The organism is Flavobacterium sp. 11 (genome assembly GCF_002754315.1).
In the GTDB taxonomy this organism is placed as follows: Bacteria; Bacteroidota; Bacteroidia; order Flavobacteriales; family Flavobacteriaceae; genus Flavobacterium; species Flavobacterium algoritolerans.
In genome coordinates this window covers 2,036,097-2,056,294 of record NZ_PEFE01000001.1, presented here as the reverse complement: position 1 = coordinate 2,056,294, position 20,198 = coordinate 2,036,097, and the positions used below count along the sequence as shown (strand labels likewise).

Genomic DNA, 20,198 nt, shown 5'->3' with positions numbered 1-20,198 from the left:
AAAACTCTAAAAAGAATATTTTTCTTTACAAACATGCTCTTCCTTTGTAACCTCAATTCCATTTTTATCCATCTCTTTTTTTACAACTGCATCACATTCTTTATGATCGTTACTCCTTATAATAAAAAAGGTAGTTGAAAAACTAATCACAAATAATAAAGCGATAAAAATTAGTGTTCTTTTTGTAGGCATCTTATAACTATTTAAACTTTCTCGATTACATCTAATTCCACTTTCAAATTCTTGATGATAAATTCTTGCCTGTCTGGAGTATTTTTACCCATATAGAAAGACAATAATTGTTCAATCGAAGTGTTTTTGTCCATCATAATCGGATCTAAACGAATGGTTTCTCCAATAAAATTCTTGAACTCATCCGGAGAAATTTCACCTAGTCCCTTGAATCGGGTGATTTCCGGTTTTGGTTTTAGTTTTTCGATAGCGTCTTTACGCTCTTCATCAGAATAGCAATAAATGGTTTCTTTCTTGTTTCGAACCCTGAAAAGTGGTGTTTGCAGAATATACAAATGTCCTTCTTTTATTAACTCCGGAAAAAACTGAAGAAAGAACGTAATCAATAATAGTCGAATGTGCATCCCATCGACATCGGCATCCGTTGCAATCACGATATTATTGTAACGCAATTTTTCCAATCCGTCTTCAATATCCAAAGCCGCTTGCAGTAAATTGAATTCTTCATTTTCATAAACAATTTTCTTGCTCATTCCATACGAATTCAAAGGCTTACCTCGTAAACTAAAAACCGCTTGTGTATTTACATCACGTGATTTGGTAATAGAACCAGAAGCCGAATCTCCCTCAGTGATAAAAAGCGTACTTTCTAAATTTCTTGGGTTTTTGGTATCGGGTAAATGTGCACGACAATCTCTTAATTTCTTGTTGTGTAAATTCGCTTTTTTAGCTCGATCTGTTGCTAATTTTCGAATACCAGAAAGCTCTTTACGTTCTCTTTCGGCTTGAAGAATTTTTCGAAGTAAAGCATCCGCAGTTGCAGGATTCTTGTGCAAATAATTATCTAATTTTGTTTTTACAAAATCATTTACAAAAGTACGTACCGAAGGCATTCCTGGTTCTGAACCCATATCTGTCGAACCTAATTTGGTTTTGGTTTGCGACTCAAAAACAGGCTCCATTACTTTGATACTAATGGCGGTAACAATGGATTTTCGGACATCAGATGCTTCGAAACTTTTATTATAAAACTCCCGAATGGTTTTTACAATCGCTTCTCGGTATGCTGCTAAATGCGTTCCACCTTGAGTGGTATTTTGTCCGTTTACAAAAGAGTGATACTCCTCAGAATATTGGGTTTTGCTGTGTGTTAAGGCAATCTCAATATCGCCTTCTTTCAAATGTATAATTGGATATTCTAAATCCTCAACATTAATTGTAGCTTCTAATAAATCTTTAAGTCCGTTTTCAGAATAGTATTTTTCGCCATTAAAAATGATGGTTAAACCATTATTTAGATAACAATAATTCTGAATCATTTTCACTACATATTCCATACGGAATTTGTAATTCTTGAAAATGGTTTCGTCAGGAGTAAAAATAACTTTGGTACCTTTTCGTTTGGTAGTGTCTATAATTTCTTCTTCGAGAACCAAATTTCCTGCGGAGAATTCGGCTGCCTTTTGTTTTTCATCACGAACAGACTCTACTCTGAAATAATTAGAAAGCGCATTGACTGCTTTAGTTCCGACACCATTAAGACCAACTGATTTCTGAAAAGCTTTTGAATCATACTTCCCTCCAGTATTCATTTTTGACACTACATCAACCACTTTTCCTAGCGGAATACCACGGCCATAATCCCGAACAGTAACCGTTTTGTCCTTAATTGTCACCTCAATAGTTTTTCCGGCGCCCATTGCAAACTCGTCGATACAGTTATCGAGGACTTCTTTGACTAAAATATAAATACCATCATCTGCAGAAGAACCATCCCCTAGTTTTCCGATGTACATTCCGGGACGCATGCGAATGTGTTCTTTCCAGTCGAGCGACCGAATATTATCTTCGGTATATTGATTTTGTTCGGACATTGTAAAATTTGTGGATTTTGTGCTAATGTAGTGTAATTCGATAAAATTTAAAATAGGTAGTCATCAAAGTTATTAAGAATGATATTGACAACCGATTGAGGATTTAGGATTAATGATTTTAGATTGCAGATTTCAAATTGATATTGATTTTTGATGTTCAAATTTAAAAATTCTTGATAATCTCTTTCAATTGATTGTCTAATTCAGGATTAGAAATTTTACCGTTTAGAATATCAAAATTAGCATCAAAACTAGGAAGTGAAAAAGCAGCCTTAACGTTTCCGCCATAAAATGGAAAAGCTTTTTTAGCGATTTCCAAAACACTTGCGCCACCTCTGGCTCCCGGAGAAGTTGCCATCAACAGCATAGGTTTTTCCTGAAAAACTTTTCCTGTAATTCTGGAACACCAATCAAAAACATTTTTGAAAGCCGCTGAATAATTTCCATTATTTTCAGCAAGAGAAACCACTAGAATATCTGCGGTGGCAATTTTAGCCAAAAATGCTTTTGCTAACTCGTGCTGACCAATTTCTTTTTCTATATCAACAGTAAATATGGGCATTTGGAAATCGTTTAAATCCAATACCTCCACTTCGGCATTTTCAAAAAGATTTGCTGCGTACGTCGCTAATTTTTTATTGATAGAGTTTTTGCTGGGGCTTCCGCCAAAAGCGATTATTTTCATGATACTTTATTTTTACTAAAAGTAGTAAAAATTGACTCTGTTGCAAAATAATTAGCCACAGATTCTCCCATTTTGAAAACGAATATGAAACTATGAAATCTGGTATTCACCCAAATCTATTTTACCCCAGATTACAACGTAAAGCATTTTTCAGATCAATCTTAAAGTGTAAAGCTGGATTAGGTGCATAAAAAAAGTCGAAAGCAATTACTAACTTTCGACTTTATGATTTTTGATTTTATAACTTTTTTTTAGACGTTGAATCTAAAATGCATCACATCACCATCTTTAACAATGTATTCTTTTCCTTCTACTTTGAATTTTCCGGCTTCTTTACATTTAGCTTCTGAACCGTACTGAACGAAATCCTCATACGCAATAACTTCGGCACGGATAAATCCTTTTTCGAAATCAGTGTGAATCACTCCTGCAGCTTGCGGTGCAGTTGCTCCAATATTAATAGTCCAAGCACGAACTTCTTTGACACCTGCCGTAAAATAAGTTTGTTGTTTCAATAATTTGTAAGCAGCACGAATCAATACTGATGCTCCTGGCTCACTTAAACCCATATCTTCTAAGAAAACCTGACGTTCTTCGTAGCTTTCCAATTCGGTGATATCCGCTTCAGCACCTACAGAAAGCACGATAACCTCAGCATCTTCATCTTTTACCAATTCACGAACTTGGTCTACATATTTATTCCCGTTAACTGCCGAATTTTCATCAACATTACAAACGTACAATACTGGTTTTGCAGTAATCAATTGAAAACCTTCCATCAAAACTTCTTCGTCATTGTTTTGTGGCGTAATAGTTCTCGCTGATTTTGCTTGAAGTAGCGTTTCTCTAATTCTGTTCAACAATGCTTCTTCGACAATTGCTTCTTTATTTCCAGTTTTAGCGGCACGTTTTACTTTTTCCAAGCGTTTTTCAACATTTTCTAAATCTTTCAACTGCAACTCTATGTCGATTGTTTCTTTGTCACGAATTGGATTTACATTCCCGTCAACGTGAACAATATTATCGTTGTCAAAACAACGTAAAACGTGAATAATAGCATTACACTCTCTAATGTTTCCCAGAAACTGATTTCCTAAACCTTCTCCTTTACTAGCTCCTTTTACTAATCCTGCAATATCAACGATATCAACAGTTGCCATTTGCACACGTTCTGGTTTTACTAATTCTTCCAGTTTTTCTATTCTGGAATCCGGAACATTCACAACACCTATATTAGGTTCGATAGTACAAAAAGGAAAATTCGCACTTTGTGCTTTTGCATTAGATAAACAATTGAATAATGTTGATTTTCCAACATTTGGTAATCCTACAATCCCTGCTTTCATATGTAGATAATATTTATTTTTAATGGAATATTGTATCGCAATCCTATTTGTTTAAAAAAACAGAACGATTGAGACATTATGATCATTTTCTTTACCGATAACCGTTGCCTGTTAAAAGTTTAGCATTTACTTTAAAAGTTTGCAAATATAAGATTTTATAAATGTTTAAGTAAGTAAAAATTGCAGTTTAAACAGGTCTCATATGTTTTTTATAAAAAATTAAACGATATGCTAATCTTTTGTTAAAAAAAAAATTATATTGCAAACGATTTTAAACCAAACAAAAACCAAACACAACTTATTATGAAAAAATTTGCATTATTATTATTTCTATTAAACGTCTCGTTTCTTTTCGCACAAAAAGAAGTCTCGGGTGTCGTTAAAGACAATACCGGCAACCCTTTGCCAGGTGTAAACATTGTTGAAAAAGGGACTCAGAATGGGGTTTCTACCGATATGGATGGCGCATACAAGATAAAAGTTAAAGAAGGAGCTACACTAGTTTTCAGCTATGTAGGGTTTTCTAAATTAGAAAAAGCCGCTACAGATGCTGTTATAAATGTTGTTTTATCAGAAGAAGGTGGACAAAATCTAGACGAAGTTGTTGTTACTGGAACCAGAACGGCGCCAAGAAGTAACACGACATCTGCACTTCCAATAGATGTATTGTCTTCAAAAGACTTAACATCAACAGGACAAGCTTCTTTTGACAAAGCGTTACAGTACAAAATTCCATCTTTCAACACGGTTCAAACACCTGTGAATGATGCGACTTCATTATTGGATCCATATGAAATCAGAAACATGGGACCTAGTAGAACTTTAATCCTTATCAACGGGAAACGTAAAAATTTAAGTTCATTATTATATGTACAAACCTCTCCGGGACGTGGAGAAACAGGTGCTGATATCTCAGCAATTCCTACTGATGCTATCGAAAGAGTAGAAATACTTCGTGACGGTGCATCTGCTCAATACGGTTCTGATGCGATTGCAGGAGTTATGAACATCATTTTGAAAAAGAATACAAACGGTGGATCTGTAACTGTAAGAAGTGGAATGACTTCTGAAGGTGATGGTGAAATGTTAGGGGTTAGTATGAATAATGGTTCTACTGTAGGAGATAAAGGATTTGTAAATTATACAGTTGATTTTTCTAAAGTAAATTTATCTAACAGACCTGGAACTGTAGACGCTGCTGGTGAAGCAGGAGATTTTGGAGCTTCACTTTCTGATGTTCAAGCTTTCCTAGCTAAAAAACCAGACGCAGGAAATATCAATGGATCTCCAGAAACTGCAGCTGCTAAATTCTTGGTAAACGGTGGATTTAGTTTATCTGATGAAACATTATTATACTACAATGCTGCTTATGTTTACAAAAAAGTAAACTCATTTGCTAATTACAGAACTCCATACTGGAGAACTTTAGCTGATTATCCTTTCCTAAAAGACTTTTTTGGAGATGGAACACCAGCATCTTATCAAGGATATGTACCAACATTTACGGGAGATTTAAATGATTACAATGGTACATTGGGATATAAATCAACAAAAAACGATTGGAATACTGACGCCAGTATTACTGTAGGTGGAAATACACAAACTTATTCAGTGGACAACTCTTTTAACAGATCAGATATTCAAGATGCTGATGGAAATAATGTGTATTTAGAAAATAGTCCAATCTCTTTTAAACCAGGGGGAACTTCTTTCAACCATGTTGTAGGGAATTTAGATATCTCTAAAGTATTATCAGATAAAATCAGTATTGGTTTTGGATCTGAAATCAGAACAGAAACTTTTGAAGTAATTGAAGGAGACAAAGCTTCTTGGGATGGTATGGGAGCAGATTCATTCGCTGGAAACAGACCTGAAAATTCATCAAAATGGAACCGTTATAATATTGGTGCTTATTTTGACCTTGCTTATGATGTAACGGAAGATTTCTTGATAAATGGTACTGTTCGTTATGAAGATTATAGCGATTTTGGTGATGCCACAGTATGGAAATTGAGTTCTAGATATAAATTCTTAGATGACAAAATCACGTTAAGAGGATCTATTTCTACTGGATTCAGAGCTCCAACATTACACCAAATTTACACTCAAAAATCACAGTATTCATTCGTTGCTGGACAAGGAATACAAGTTAGTGGAATTATAAATAACGTTTCTCCACAAGCACGTCAATTAGGAATTGATCCTTTAGATGCTGAGAAATCAACAAATATTACTGTAGGAATTGGAGCAAAACCTTCTAAAAACTTTAATTTCACAATCGATTACTACAACATTAAAGTGGAAGACAGAATCGTTTTAGGAGACAGACAGGATACTCAATTTGGTAATGTAGCTTGGTTTGAGAATTCATTTGACTCTAGAACTTCAGGTTTAGATGTAGTTGCTAATTACAACAACATTCTATTAGGAACAGGAAAACTTGGATTCAATTTATCTGGAAATATTACTTTTCAAAATGAAAGAATCTCACCTGTAAAAAGTGACAATTTTGGACCTATACTTGAATCTTTAATGTTTACTTCAAGACCAGAAACAAAATGGATTTTAGGAGCGAATTATGAAATTGGAAAATTTGGTTTCTCTCTTAACAACACTTACTTTGGTAAAACTACCTTTAATCAAGATGGTTTAGCTACAAATGACCCGAATGCTCCAGTTGGATCTGTAGAGTATTTAAGAGCTAATTTAAAAACTGAATTTACTCCAAAAATTGTTACTGATTTAGGAGTTACTTTTTCTGCTACTGAAAAGCTAACTTTGGCATTGAATGTAAACAACCTTTTAAATGTACTACCTGAATGGAAATTTGTAGCAGAAAATGCTAAGGGTGTAGAACTTTTAAATGACCCAGCTCAAGTAAAAAATCAATCTAACTTGATCACTTTCAACCAACGTTATTCTCAAATGACGTATGATGGATATCACTTTAGCCAATTAGGAACTATGTTTAATTTATCTTTAAACTATAAATTCTAATTCATTTATTGAATAACTCAAAAAGGGCTGTCGAAAGATAGCCCTTTTTTTATTTCGTTTATTCTACATGAATTTAGTTATTATCGCACATCGCAATTGTAAAACAAATTCATCATAAAATTTTATACTGGATTGCACCACGTAATATTACACCTTGAAAAAAGATGAAAAAGAAATAATTACAGGTGATTTTTTCTACAGTTCTCATTTTTACCTTAAAACGAAATACAATTGTTTTATATTTAAATGACTTTGGAATCATTACAATTGACCGGAAAATCTATAGGAATGACACATTTATAATTCTTGCAAATCAAGAATCAAACATACTTATTATGCCCCTTTATGTAAATTATATAATCTTTTATAATAATTACGTAACAAGTACTGAGCCAGAGGATTGTAAATTTGCTTTGTATTAATCACAAAATTAAATATTATGAAGACTCTAATTTTTGGAATGGTTGCTTTTCTATTTTCAATAAATATTCAAGCTCAGAATAACAATGTTAAATCCGAAGTTAAAACGACTGTAACTACTGTAAAAAGTTCTGATGGTCAAAAAAAATCAATAAAAACTCAAGAAGTAAAAGAAATTCAAAAAATTGAATTAAAAGACGCTGAATCTAATGCTTTAAACAAAGAAAGAAAAGAAACACCTGTTGAAGTAACGGCTATTACTAGCATTACCGCAAATGGAGTTACAAATATTGTTGATGTAGATAGATCCGCATATTATGATTTGAACGGACAAAAATATGAAGTCAAACTCGCTGAAAGTGGATATACGATATACCAACCTAATGCTGAAAAAGCCGCTGTTTTGAGAAAAACATCAAACAACAACTATATCTATAGTTCAAAAAACAAAACTTCTTATGGTTACTTTGATGCCAATGGGAATTTAGTTTTAGAATCCTATGATGACAAAACAGACAAAATAACGGTAGAAACTTTTGTAATTATCAAAAAATAATCTGTTTCAAAATACCTCAAAAAAAAACCTGTTTGCCGAGGCAAACAGGTTTTTTTTGTTGTAAAAATATAAAATTTTATCTTTATTCGTTATGTAAAAACGCTTGTCTGTTCAATAACGTTTCTTCACTTTCTACATGATTATCATCCGGAATACAACAGTCTACAGGACATACTGCAGCACATTGTGGTTCGTCATGAAAACCTTTACATTCTGTACATTTTCCTGGTACAATGTAGTACACTTCGTCAGAAATAGGAGTTTGAGCTTCATCAGAATCAATTTCGGTACCATCCGGTAAAATCACTTTCCCTTTAAGTTTTGTTCCGTCTTTATATCTCCAGTCATCTGCTCCTTCGTATATTGCTGTATTTGGGCACTCTGGTTCACAAGCACCACAGTTGATACATTCGTCTGTTATAATAATTGCCATTTTTCTATAGTTTTAAAGTCTTAATATCGAATGTCAAACGCCAAAATTCTTTTGACATTAGGACTTTTGACTTTCGACATATTTATGCTTATTTTTGTGCAAAATTACAATCAAAACTATTCATAAGCAAACATTATGACATTAGAAACAAAAAAAAGTGTTTTTGTTGAATTAGGAAAATTCTTAAGTCAATTTTCCGAAGATAATAGCTCTAAGAATCCAACTGTTTTGCACAACGATGTGTTTTTTGATGATTTTATCGAATTAATAAAATTATCTCAATCACATAATGGATGGTATACACCGGAACAAGTCTATTTTTCTATCCAATCTTGGGCTGAAGCATTGACTGCCGAAAACTTAAATCAATGGCTTTCTGCTTATGATTTTCAAATAAAAGAACCTAAAAACATTGCCTTAATTCTTGCCGGAAATATACCGTTGGTGGGTTTCCATGATTTCCTGTCGGTTTTAATTACGGGAAATAATGTATTGGTAAAAACTTCCTCAAATGACCAACATTTGTTGCCTTTTTTGGCGAAGTACATCATTGCAATTGATTCTGAATTAGCCAACAACATCACTTTTGTAGCAGGAAAATTAGAAAACTTTGATGCCGTAATAGCAACCGGAAGTAATAATACGGCCCGTTATTTTGAATATTATTTCAAAGACAAACCTTCTATCATTAGAAAAAGCAGAAACTCAATTGCTGTTTTAACTGGCAAAGAAACCAAAGAGCAGCTAACCGCTTTAGGGGAAGATATATTTCGATATTTTGGATTGGGCTGTCGAAATGTTTCTAAACTTTTTGTCCCAAAAGGATACGTATTTAACGCATTTTTTGAAGCAATATTTGAGTACCAAGACGTGATCCATTATGAAAAATACGCTAACAATTACGATTACAACAAGGCCGTTTTCCTAATGAGTAATTTTAAATTATTAGACAATGGCTTTTTGACAATAAAAGAAGATCAAAGCCATGCCTCACCTATTTCTAGTGTGTTTTATGAGTTTTATGAGGATATCAATGAGTTGAAAACGAGATTACAATCAGAAAATGAGCAAATTCAGTGCATTGTAAGTGACAATCTTATAGAAGGCAGTATTGATTTTGGACAAACCCAAAAACCTAAATTGTGGAATTACGCAGATAACATTGATACAATTTCATTTTTGTTAACAACATAGTAGAAATATGTTTAATTATTTCGAATTATTTAACGCCTTTTAAATTCCTATTGCCGAAATTTGCACTTTAAATTTTTGGACATAAACTACACCATGAAAAAACACAACTACAGCGCAGGACCTTGTATTTTACCACAAGAAGTTTTTGAAAAATCAGCACAAGCTATATTAAATTTTAACGATTCTGGGTTATCACTTTTAGAAATTTCGCATAGAAGCAAAGACTTCGTTGCCGTTATGGATGAAGCAAGAGCAATTGTTATTGAACTTTTAGGCCTTGAAGGCAAAGGATATCAAGCATTATTTCTTGCTGGCGGAGCTAGTTTAGAATTTTTGATGGTACCTTATAACTTAATGAAAGAAGGCGGAAAAGCAGCTTATCTTGATACAGGAACATGGGCTTCCGGCGCAATAAAAGAAGCGAAACTTTTTGGAGACACAGTTGTTGTCGCTTCATCAAAAGAACAAAATTACAATCATATTCCAAAAGGATATACCGTACCAGCAGATGCAGATTATTTCCATTGTACGAGTAACAACACCATTTTTGGTACACAAATGAAGGAATTCCCATCAGTTGATATGCCAATTGTATGTGACATGAGTTCTGATATCTTTTCAAGAGAATTGGATTTTTCTAAATTTGATTTGATTTATGCAGGAGCTCAAAAAAATATGGGACCGGCAGGAACTACTTTGGTTGTTGTAAAAGAAGAAATTCTTGCTAAAAATAACCGAATTATCCCAAGCATGCTTGATTATACTAAACATATCAAAGCAGAAAGTATGTATAATACTCCTCCTGTTTTTCCAGTTTATGCTTCGTTATTGACATTACAATGGTTGAAAAACCTTGGTGGAATTGCTGCTATAGAAAAAATAAACAATGCTAAAGCGGCATTACTTTATGCAGAAATAGACAGAAACCCATTATTCAAAGGGGCTGCAGTTGTTGAAGACCGTTCAAACATGAATGCTACTTTCTTATTAAATGATGAAGCACATGCGGCAACATTTGATACAATGTGGAAAGCAGCTGGAATATCTGGTTTACCTGGACATCGTTCAGTAGGTGGTTACAGAGCTTCTATGTACAACGCACTTCCATTAGAAAGTGTTCAAGTATTAGTTGATGTAATGAAAGCATTAGAGTCAAAAGTTTAACCGTGAATTTGGTTATTTGTTTAATCGAAATAACCAAAAAACAAGAAAATATTATTGTGTTGTTTTAATTATTTAAACCAACAATCAAATTAATTAATAATTCAGTTATTTTTTATCCAAAATACGATTAAACAAATAACCGAATAAACAAATAAATACAAATGAAAGTATTAGCCAACGATGGAATTTCAAAAAGTGGAATTCTAGCTTTAGAAAAAGGTGGATTTGAAGTTATAACTACAAAAGTAGCTCAAGAACAAGTAGCTAATTTTGTAAACGAAAATAATGTAAGTGTAGTTTTGGTACGTAGTGCGACTAAAGTTCGTAAAGATATCATCGACGCTTGCCCAGGATTAAAAATCATAGGTCGTGGTGGTGTAGGAATGGATAACATTGATGTGGATTATGCTAAAAGCAAAGGAATTCATGTAATCAATACTCCAGCTTCGTCATCAGAATCAGTGGCAGAATTGGTTTTTGCACACTTATTTTCTGGTGTTCGTTTTTTACACGATTCTAACAGAAATATGCCTCTTGAAGGAGATACAAACTTTGAAGGTTTGAAAAAAGCCTATGCAAACGGAGTTGAATTAAGAGGAAAAACGCTTGGTGTTGTAGGAATTGGCCGTATTGGCCAGGCTACCGCTAAAATGGCACTGGGTTTAGGAATGAAAGTAATTGCTGCGGATATGTTTATCCCACAAGTTGATATTAAAGTAGCGTTTTTTGACGGACAATCCATCACAACAACTATCGTTTCTCAATCATTGGAATCTTTATTCAAAGAAGCTGATTTCATCACATTACACGTTCCTGCTCAAGATGGTTACATCATTGGAGAGAAAGAATTGGCAATCATGAAAAACGGTGTAGGTATTGTAAACTGCGCTCGTGGTGGTGTTATTGACGAAGTGGCATTAGTAAAAGCATTAGACAGCGGAAAAGTATTATTTGCAGGATTAGATGTTTTTGAAAACGAACCAACTCCTGAAATGGCTATTTTGATGAATCATAAAATCTCGTTGACTCCACATATTGGAGCAGCAACAGGAGAAGCTCAAGATAGAATTGGTACTGAATTAGCTTCACAAATCATTAGCATATTAGGCTAGTATTTTTGACTAAATAAATAAAAAGGGATTTATTAACTTTGTTTAATAAGTCCCTTTTTTCATTAAATTTGATTTCTAATTTAAAAAATACTTTCCATGTTTGAACAATTAACACAATTAGCACAACAGTTTGGAGTAGAATCAGTTGTTAAAAACCAAGCGATTCCAAACGAGCAAAATGAAGCAGTTATGACCGAGGCAAGTAGTTCTATTTTTTCTGGGTTACAAAAAATAGTTTCAGAAGGCGGAGCAGATCAACTTGCAGGTTTATTTCAAGGAAACAATGCTCAAGACAGTTCAAATCCTGTAGTACAAAAACTCACCGAACAACTTACAGGAAGCTTAGGTGAAAAATTTGGTATCAACAGTGAAACTGCCTCTGGTGTTGCAGGAAGTTTAATTCCTAAAATTTTAGGTTCGTTAGTCAATAAAGCAAAAGACCCTAATGATAGTAGTTTTCAAATTTCAGATGTGATAGCGGCGATTTCTGGTAATAGTGCCCAGAATTCAGGCATAATGGATGCTATATCTAAATATGGAGGTCAATTTGGTTTAGACCAAAATGCAGATGGAAAAGTAGATATAAGTGATGCCATGTCAGCCGTAACAAAAAAAGGTGGTGGAATAGGAAGCATACTCGGCAAACTTTTTGGAAAATAATAAAAATAAAAATATTTATAAAAAATCATCTACTCGTTGTAGGTGATTTTTTTATGTTAAAACGCTACAAACAAATCATTTAATTTTGTAAATTTAATATTCAATTTTCTGATTATGAAAAATAGTGTTTATCTATTAGCAATTATTCTAGTTTCTATTTTTAGTTGTAACACTTCAAAGTCTAATTTTCCAAGTACTGAAAAGCCCATTGCAACTCAAGGTGATACTGTGCGAATTGCCAATGACGAGCTCGAATATGAAGTAATTATCATTGATCCCGGTTTTAGTACTTGGCTTAACTCCAGAGCGTTTCCAAGAGGATATCATTCGCAAAGCTATTTAGAAAATAAAAATCAATTTTATGTCAGCGAGTGGAATAGTCGTGTTATGCAACCTATGCGATACAATCCGAATTTATATGAAATGTCCATCAATTATGATCCAAATATTGATTATGGTTACGAAGTAAATTATCTGATTTACAATTACATGATTTATTTTCAAAATACCTACAAACAAAAACTTTTTGGTTTAGTCCCCATCAGATAATGTTACTATATTTGTAATCATTATAAATAAAAATGAATAAACTAAAACAACGTTGGGGAATTGAAACTAATTTCCAACTCATAATCATATTTATCGTTTTTGCAATTACCGGATCGGCTTCTGCATGGTTGTCAAAACCATTTTGTTTTTGGTTGGGAATTACAAAAGAAGACTTAGGATATTGGTTTACACCAGTGCGATTAATTTTAATCTTCCCTATATACCAAGTGCTTTTAGTCCTAATTGGATTTCTTTTTGGGCAGTTCAATTTCTTTTGGGCTTTCGAAAAAAAGATGCTGAAACGTATGGGATTGGGATTTCTTTTTAAAGAATAAAAAACGCCTCTGTTATGAGGCGTTTTTGTTTTTAATCCAATACTTATAAATCCAAGTCAATGTAAACGTTGGTATAAAATCTGAAAACGGTAAAATTTCTTCCAGAAAAGTAACCACTCCTCCTACTCGTCCTATGGTTCCTTTATACATCCAAGTCATTAAAAACCCAGCTAATGGCGCCCAAATTACATCTGAGAATTCTCCAACCAACGGAACCGTAAACGATACTAATCCTATTGCATCAAACAGAATTCCTAATATAAGATTCCTTGTTTTATTGTTTTCTGCACTAACGGGCACTTGTTCTCTCATACTATTTCAATTTATCAGAAAGTTGTACAAATCCAATGCCAATTATTTTTTGAGCTTGTCTTGATACATTTTTTTAAGCTTCTCAATTTTTGGAGTTATCACATAACTGCAATATCCTTGAGTCTTGTTTTGATTGTAATAGTTTTGATGATAATCTTCGGCCTCATAAAATTTAGAAGCTGCAGAAATCTTAGTCACAATTGGTTTGCCAAACGTATTCTCACTGGTCATCAAAGCAATATAATCTTCCGAAACTTGTTTTTGAGTAGGATTATGGTAAAAAATCTCACTGCGATATTGCGTTCCAACATCATTTCCTTGACGATTTAACGTGGTTGGGTCGTGTGTAGCAAAAAATATTTCCAATAATTCTCCAAAACTTATTTGGCTTGGATCAAAAGTAATTTCAATAGCTTCCGCATGGCCCGTATCTCCATTACAAATATCCTTGTAGGTTGGATTCACCGTATTGCCGCCAATATATCCTGAAACAACTTTTTTTACTCCATTTAATTCTAAAAAAACTGCTTCTGTACACCAAAAACAACCTCCTGCGAAGGTTGCAACTTCCAATCCGTTTTGTATTTCCATATTTTTTATTTCTTTACTTTTTGGCACAACACTACTCTTTTCTTTTGCACAAAATGAAAAAGGCAATAGCGCCAGAAAAATACCAATTATTTTTTTCATCATTACCAATTTAGAATCAAATTTATTCATTAAAACGAACTGATTATTCGATATTAACTAAAGTTTATATTTTGTCAAAGCAAAATATATTGGGATGCATTTAATAATCATTAAAATCTTTGTTTCTTTGTGAAAATAGTTTCAAAATGATACAAGCCAAAAATCTACATAAATATTACGATCAACTACATGTGTTGAAAGGAGTCGATTTACATATTCAAAAAGGAGAAATTGTCTCTATCGTAGGGGCTTCGGGAGCCGGAAAAACGACTCTTTTGCAAATCCTTGGAACTTTAGACAAGCCTACAGTCGAAAACGGAATTGAATTACGCATCAATAATGAAGACATTCTGACTATGAATGACAAAACCTTATCTAAATTCAGAAATTTAAATTTAGGTTTTATTTTTCAATTTCATCAATTATTACCTGAATTTACGGCTTTAGAAAATGTTTGCATTCCCGCTTTCATTGCTAATAAATCAAAATCGGAAACGGAGATTGAGGCAAAAAAACTGCTGACTTATCTTGGACTTTCCCATCGAATGAATCACAAACCCAATGAACTTTCTGGCGGAGAACAACAACGTGTAGCGGTTGCAAGAGCCTTAATCAACAAACCTGCAATCATTTTTGCAGATGAACCTTCGGGAAATCTTGACACTGCTTCGGCAGAAAACCTGCATCAATTATTCTTTAAATTGCGTGATGAGTTTGGGCAAACCTTTGTCATTGTGACCCATAATGAAGATTTAGCGAATATGGCCGATAGAAAATTAGTAATGATAGATGGATTGATTAGTAACTAAAAAATTTCAGGTTTAAAGTTCATTCGACACTAAGAGCCGCATTAAACTTTAATATAGAAAATGAATTCTTCAGAACTCAAATCGTTTCTTGACGAAAAAGTGGTACAGTACAACACGCTCGACTTTATCGAAAGTGATCCTGTTCAAATTCCACATTTGTTTTCACAAAAAGAAGATATCGAAATTGCCGGTTTTCTAAGTGCTACAATAGCTTGGGGAAATCGCAAAATGATTATAAAAAACTCCCATAAAATGATGGATTTAATGGGAAATGCACCTTATGATTTTGTTATGTCACATTCCGAAAATGATTTGGAACGACTAGAAAATTTTGTGCATCGCACTTTTAACGGTCAGGATTTTGCAAGTTTTATCAGAAGTCTAAAAAACATCTATGAAAACCATGATGGATTAGAATCCGTATATGCTAAAAACCAAGAGTTAAAAACCATGCAAAATAGTATCTCGGAATTCAAAAAGACATTCTTCGAAATTCCCCATCAATCTAGAACCCAAAAACACATTTCAGACCCTCTGAACAATTCTGCAGCCAAGCGAATAAACATGTATTTACGCTGGATGGTACGCCAGGACACTAAAGGTGTCGATTTAGGAATATGGAAAACTATCTCTCCTGCTTCATTATCCTGTCCATTGGATGTGCATTCCGGTAATGTCGCACGAAAACTAGGATTGCTGACCAGAAAACAAAATGATGGAAAAGCCTTAGCGGAATTAGATTTAAAACTTCGTGAATTTGACGCAAATGATCCAGTGAAATATGATTTCGCTTTATTTGGATTAGGTGTTTTCGAAAAATTTTAAATTTAACACATAGTTAATGTGTATTTTATATATATTTATCGACTTATGGCACACACACTCGATTTATTACACAATATAATATTCATTCACGACACCCGAATCACTTAATTTAAGGCCTAATTAGATAAAGCATGACCAATTACTTGTATAATTTATTAAAACACATTACTAATATTACCACGCTTTTATTTAAAAAATTAGATGCTGAAATAAGCTACAAAACTATTAAAAATGAATTATTGACTTTTAATTATTCATTATTCAAAGCTGAATTTTCTTTTGATCTGTTTAAATACATCATCATCCCATTTCTCTTGATTGTTATTATTTCTTTTGTTATATTATTGATTGTCAATCGCTATGGCTTTGAAAAAAAAATAATTATAAAAAATGAAGTGGATATTAAAATAAACGATTTTCTTACTGAGATTATATTTTCTAATTATGATTCTAAACACATAAAAGAACAGATAAAGCTATTTAAAGAAGAAGTGCCTTTTAAAAAAAAATGGTGTAAAGGTATTATTCTAAATAAAATCATTACCATCAAAAGAAATATTAATGGAGTTAATCCACATCAAATGCTATTAATTTACAAATATTTTGGGTTTCACGATTACAGTAAAAAATTGATTAGAAGCAGGAGCTGGGAAAATAAATTGTTAGGAATTTACCATTATCAAATATTAGAATATAAAATTAAAACAGGATATATAAGACCTAATATATATGTTAAAAATAAATTTCTAAAATCGAATGCATTGATTGCGGTAATTTCGCTTTCTGATCAAAAGTTTGATTTTTTAAGCAATTATGAAAAACAAATATCATATGCAGATGAGCTAAAAATCCTTGATATAATTCATCAAAAAAAGTCTGCTTTACCTAAAAAAATTAATGAATGGCTCTATAATAAAAATAGTTCCGTAGTAATACTAGCCATTAAATTAATGATTCGATATAGAGAAACTTTAACAATTGATCAAATAAGCCATCTCTTAAATAATACTAATAGTAAGGTACGAAGAGAAACTTACTTAGTCATTCGAAATTTATACATCATAGAAGCCAATGAACTTTTAATAAACCATTATTCAAAAGAAACAGATAAGCGAAATAAAATTTCTGCCTTAAAAACAATGGGTGCTATTGGTGATAATGATACCAAAGATTTTGCTTTAAGCATTCTTTTAGCAGAATCAGATTTAGAAATAAAATTTGAAATTGTTAATTGTATTAATAAAATTGATGCCACTTTTTTTAATACCTACAAAACAGAAGATGCATCAGAAAATGAAATCATAAAAAGAATTGTTTTACATGTAAATAACCCATATCTAAATTGAGTACCCTAGAAAACATTATTAAAACCTACGAAACCTACATTGCTTATTATTCCATTAGTTATATCGTATTTTATTTATTACTCGCTATATTATCTTGGACTGCAATAAAGAAGTATTATAAATCTAAGTATTTCTTACTTAAAGAAATACTGGTGAAATCGAATCATACAGTTGGCGTTTCTATAGTTGCTCCAGCATTTAACGAAGCAACTACAATTGTATACAACGTTAAATCATTACTTTTTCAAGAATATCCAAAATTTGAAGTAGTTATTGTTAATGACGGAAGTACTGATGCAACTCTTGAAATACTAATCAGAGAGTTTAATTTAGTTAAAGTAGACTTTTTCTATCAAGATAAAATACCGACACAACCCGTAAGAGGACATTATAAGTCAACGAATCCTATATATTCGAAACTTTTAGTTGTAGATAAAGAAAACGGAAAGAGTAAAGCCGACGGATCAAATGCTGGTATCAATTCTGCTAAATATTCCTTATTCATTTGTACCGATGTAGATTGCATTTTAAGAAAAGATACGATTTCAATGCTTGCCAAACCTTTTATCGAAAATACTGAGAAAGTAATTGCGACTGGGGCGGCCATACGAATTTCAAATTCATGTGAGTTTAAAGATGGAATGCTTTTTAAATCGCATTTCCCTGATAATTTTTTTGCTCGTTTTCAGGAACTGGAATATATCCGTTCATTCCTATTTGGAAGGATGGCTTGGAGTAAAATTAATGGTTTACTGTTAGTTTCGGGCGGCTTAGGAATGTTCGATAAAGAAACAGTTATTGAAGCTGGCGGATATTGGCACAAATCACTTGGTGAAGATATGGAACTCATCACTCGAATGAGAAAACTGATGCACAAGAAAAAAGAAAAATTCTTAATAATATACATCCCAGAATCCCTTTGTTGGACTGAAGTACCTGCCAGTATGACTATATTCTTAAGACAAAGAGTACGTTGGGCCAGAGGATTAGTTCAAACATTATATTTACATAAAGATGTATTTTTAAATCCAAAATACGGTAAAACTGGCCTCCTAATTTTTCCGTATTATTTGCTTTATGAATTTGCAGTCCCAATTTTAGAAATTTTAGGCTTAATTGTCTTAACAATTGATCTGCTATTCTTTAATATTAACTATGATTTTTTATTGATTGGTAGTGCTTTTGTATATCTATTTTACATCAGTATAACTCTAATTTCTGTGTTTTTAGATCAATTAATCTATAAGCACTATACTGGTATTAAAGAGGTGTTAATTTTAATAGTAATGATTTTTATTGAGCCTTTTGTCTTCCATCCACTCAATGTTTATGCTTCCTTAAAGGGCTATTGGCACTTTCTAAGACAAAAAGAACAAAAATGGGGAGTTATGGTGCGTAAAGGATTCACTATGGAACAAAAACAAATATCATGAGGAATAGTAAAATTTTAAATATAGTCGGTCTTTTCATTTTAATATTTATTTTTTCAAGTCAAAAAATAAACGCACAAAAAATTGATACCGACAGTCTTTTAACAGTAATCATAAAAGACATGCAGAATGAAAAAAATTATGCAAAAAATATTCAAAGAGCATTGATAGCTAAAAAAATAGCACCAAATTATCTTGATTATTATCTAATATTAGGACGTAACCACGATTTATTGAAAAATAAAGATAGTGCGACCTACTACTACAACTATTTCATCAAAAAAACGAACTCTAACGATGATGCTTTCAACTATCTAATCAATATAGAATTAGAAAAAGAAGACTACTTAGAGGCCGAAAAAACAATAGATGAAGCCATTTTAATGCACCCTGAAAACAGAGATTTTCAAAAAAAGAAAATAGTGCTTTATCAATTACAAAATGAAACTAAAAAAGAATATAATTATGTACAATCGTTACAAGTAAAATATCCAAACGACCCTGAAATTAAACAAAGTCTTTTTCTTATAGAATCAAAAATAAACTCTGACAGGCTGGGCGTTAATTATAGTTATACAACATTCAACAGAAAAGGTTATGGCCCATGGCATTTGGGAAGTATACAATATATTAGAGAACGTGGCTGGGGTTCTTTAATAGGACGAATTAATTATGCAAATAGATTATCTTCCGGAGAAAGTATTGCTGAAGGCAAGCAATTTGAAGCAGAATCCTATTTTTTTACAGGGAAAAATAATTATTCATACGTAAGTATAGCATACAGTCAAGATGTAGTTTTTCCAAAATTAAGAGTAGGATATTCTTTTTATCAAAATTTTAAAAAGGGTTGGGAAGCTGATTTAGGGTTTCGATACATTGAATCAGAAAATACAGAAACTAGAACAATTGTTTTGGGGGTTGGTAAATATATAGGTGCCTATTGGATAAATTTTAGATCCTACCTACAAAATAATGACAAGGACTACCATCCTTCATTCTCACTGACAACCAGATATTATTTTGATACAAAATATGATTATATTTCATTATTAGCTGGATATGGAACGTCCCCAGATGAGAGAACTACCATAGGTCAGTTCGATCAAAGGGTAAGTCTTAATTCCTATAGAATTGGCGCTGGATATTACAAATTATTCAACAATCACTATCTGACAGGAATTCAAACAACATTTAATAATCAGGAATACGCTCCAAACTTAAAACAAAACGAATTAGAAATATCTTTAATGTTCCAATATAAATTCTAAA

Annotated in this window: 20 protein-coding genes; 13 read left to right on the top strand and 7 right to left on the bottom strand. The window is 32.6% G+C overall.

Annotated features, from left to right (window positions below; genetic code table 11):
* Positions 1 to 6: 6 nt before the first annotated feature.
* The 4 genes from CLV00_RS08930 to ychF all read right to left on the bottom strand — a co-directional run bounded on the left by CLV00_RS08930 (position 7) and on the right by ychF (position 4,097).
* Positions 7 to 192 carry a hypothetical protein gene (locus CLV00_RS08930; protein ID WP_099714785.1) on the bottom strand — a complete coding sequence of 62 codons (186 nt, stop codon included), beginning with the start codon at positions 190 to 192 and terminating at the stop codon, positions 7 to 9.
* An 11-nt stretch (positions 193 to 203) separates the two neighbouring features.
* Positions 204 to 2,066, bottom strand: a complete 1,863-nt coding sequence (locus CLV00_RS08925) for a DNA topoisomerase IV subunit B (RefSeq protein ID WP_099714784.1) — start codon at positions 2,064 to 2,066, stop codon at positions 204 to 206.
* Between the two features lie 163 nt (positions 2,067 to 2,229).
* Positions 2,230 to 2,751: an NADPH-dependent FMN reductase gene (locus tag CLV00_RS08920; protein ID WP_099714783.1), complete on the bottom strand. Its 522-nt coding sequence runs from the start codon at positions 2,749 to 2,751 to the stop codon at positions 2,230 to 2,232.
* A 251-nt stretch (positions 2,752 to 3,002) separates the two neighbouring features.
* Positions 3,003 to 4,097 carry a redox-regulated ATPase YchF gene (gene ychF / locus CLV00_RS08915; RefSeq protein WP_099714782.1) on the bottom strand — a complete coding sequence of 365 codons (1,095 nt, stop codon included), beginning with the start codon at positions 4,095 to 4,097 and terminating at the stop codon, positions 3,003 to 3,005.
* 303 nt (positions 4,098 to 4,400) lie between these two features.
* Between ychF and CLV00_RS08910 the strand changes: the two genes are divergently transcribed.
* Positions 4,401 to 7,094, top strand: a complete 2,694-nt coding sequence (locus CLV00_RS08910) for a TonB-dependent receptor (protein WP_099714781.1) — start codon at positions 4,401 to 4,403, stop codon at positions 7,092 to 7,094.
* A gap of 439 nt (positions 7,095 to 7,533) precedes the next feature.
* Positions 7,534 to 8,070, top strand: a complete 537-nt coding sequence (locus CLV00_RS08905) for a hypothetical protein (protein ID WP_099714780.1) — start codon at positions 7,534 to 7,536, stop codon at positions 8,068 to 8,070.
* 82 nt (positions 8,071 to 8,152) lie between these two features.
* Here CLV00_RS08905 and CLV00_RS08900 read toward each other — a convergent pair whose 3' ends face one another.
* On the bottom strand, positions 8,153 to 8,503 hold the full coding sequence (locus tag CLV00_RS08900) for a 4Fe-4S dicluster domain-containing protein (protein WP_091171992.1): 351 nt from the start codon (positions 8,501 to 8,503) through the stop codon (positions 8,153 to 8,155).
* Between the two features lie 135 nt (positions 8,504 to 8,638).
* On the opposite strand from CLV00_RS08900, the gene CLV00_RS08895 reads away from it, so the two are divergent.
* The 6 genes from CLV00_RS08895 to CLV00_RS08870 all read left to right on the top strand — a co-directional run bounded on the left by CLV00_RS08895 (position 8,639) and on the right by CLV00_RS08870 (position 13,517).
* Positions 8,639 to 9,697, top strand: coding sequence for an acyl-CoA reductase (locus tag CLV00_RS08895; protein WP_099714779.1), 1,059 nt, complete (start codon positions 8,639 to 8,641; stop codon positions 9,695 to 9,697).
* 93 nt (positions 9,698 to 9,790) lie between these two features.
* On the top strand, positions 9,791 to 10,861 hold the full coding sequence (gene serC / locus CLV00_RS08890; protein WP_099714778.1) for a 3-phosphoserine/phosphohydroxythreonine transaminase: 1,071 nt from the start codon (positions 9,791 to 9,793) through the stop codon (positions 10,859 to 10,861).
* 161 nt (positions 10,862 to 11,022) lie between these two features.
* Entirely contained in the window at positions 11,023 to 11,973 is a 951-nt protein-coding gene (locus tag CLV00_RS08885) for a D-2-hydroxyacid dehydrogenase (protein WP_099714777.1), read from the top strand.
* A gap of 96 nt (positions 11,974 to 12,069) precedes the next feature.
* Positions 12,070 to 12,633, top strand: a complete 564-nt coding sequence (locus CLV00_RS08880) for a DUF937 domain-containing protein (RefSeq protein WP_099714776.1) — start codon at positions 12,070 to 12,072, stop codon at positions 12,631 to 12,633.
* A 114-nt stretch (positions 12,634 to 12,747) separates the two neighbouring features.
* Positions 12,748 to 13,182 (top strand): DUF6146 family protein, encoded by a 435-nt coding sequence (locus tag CLV00_RS08875; protein ID WP_099714775.1) that lies wholly within the window; start codon positions 12,748 to 12,750, stop codon positions 13,180 to 13,182.
* A gap of 32 nt (positions 13,183 to 13,214) precedes the next feature.
* Entirely contained in the window at positions 13,215 to 13,517 is a 303-nt protein-coding gene (locus CLV00_RS08870) for a DUF6787 family protein (protein WP_099714774.1), read from the top strand.
* Between the two features lie 12 nt (positions 13,518 to 13,529).
* Here CLV00_RS08870 and CLV00_RS08865 read toward each other — a convergent pair whose 3' ends face one another.
* Both CLV00_RS08865 and msrA read right to left on the bottom strand, forming a co-directional pair.
* Complete coding sequence (locus CLV00_RS08865) at positions 13,530 to 13,829, bottom strand: hypothetical protein (RefSeq protein ID WP_099714773.1); 300 nt, start codon at positions 13,827 to 13,829, stop codon at positions 13,530 to 13,532.
* A gap of 42 nt (positions 13,830 to 13,871) precedes the next feature.
* Complete coding sequence (gene msrA / locus CLV00_RS08860; protein WP_099716293.1) at positions 13,872 to 14,420, bottom strand: peptide-methionine (S)-S-oxide reductase MsrA; 549 nt, start codon at positions 14,418 to 14,420, stop codon at positions 13,872 to 13,874.
* A 245-nt stretch (positions 14,421 to 14,665) separates the two neighbouring features.
* Between msrA and CLV00_RS08855 the strand changes: the two genes are divergently transcribed.
* From CLV00_RS08855 to CLV00_RS08835, 5 genes are all read left to right on the top strand, one after another.
* Positions 14,666 to 15,328: an ABC transporter ATP-binding protein gene (locus tag CLV00_RS08855; protein ID WP_099714772.1), complete on the top strand. Its 663-nt coding sequence runs from the start codon at positions 14,666 to 14,668 to the stop codon at positions 15,326 to 15,328.
* Positions 15,329 to 15,388: 60 nt separating this feature from the next.
* Entirely contained in the window at positions 15,389 to 16,153 is a 765-nt protein-coding gene (locus CLV00_RS08850; RefSeq protein ID WP_099714771.1) for a TIGR02757 family protein, read from the top strand.
* A 131-nt stretch (positions 16,154 to 16,284) separates the two neighbouring features.
* Entirely contained in the window at positions 16,285 to 17,499 is a 1,215-nt protein-coding gene (locus tag CLV00_RS08845; RefSeq protein WP_099714770.1) for a HEAT repeat domain-containing protein, read from the top strand.
* Positions 17,496 to 18,932 carry a glycosyltransferase gene (locus CLV00_RS08840; protein ID WP_099714769.1) on the top strand — a complete coding sequence of 479 codons (1,437 nt, stop codon included), beginning with the start codon at positions 17,496 to 17,498 and terminating at the stop codon, positions 18,930 to 18,932. The genes CLV00_RS08845 and CLV00_RS08840 overlap by 4 nt, the downstream gene beginning before the upstream one ends.
* Positions 18,929 to 20,197, top strand: coding sequence for a YaiO family outer membrane beta-barrel protein (locus CLV00_RS08835; protein ID WP_099714768.1), 1,269 nt, complete (start codon positions 18,929 to 18,931; stop codon positions 20,195 to 20,197). Before CLV00_RS08840 ends, CLV00_RS08835 begins: the two co-directional genes overlap by 4 nt.
* Position 20,198: the final 1 nt, after the last annotated feature.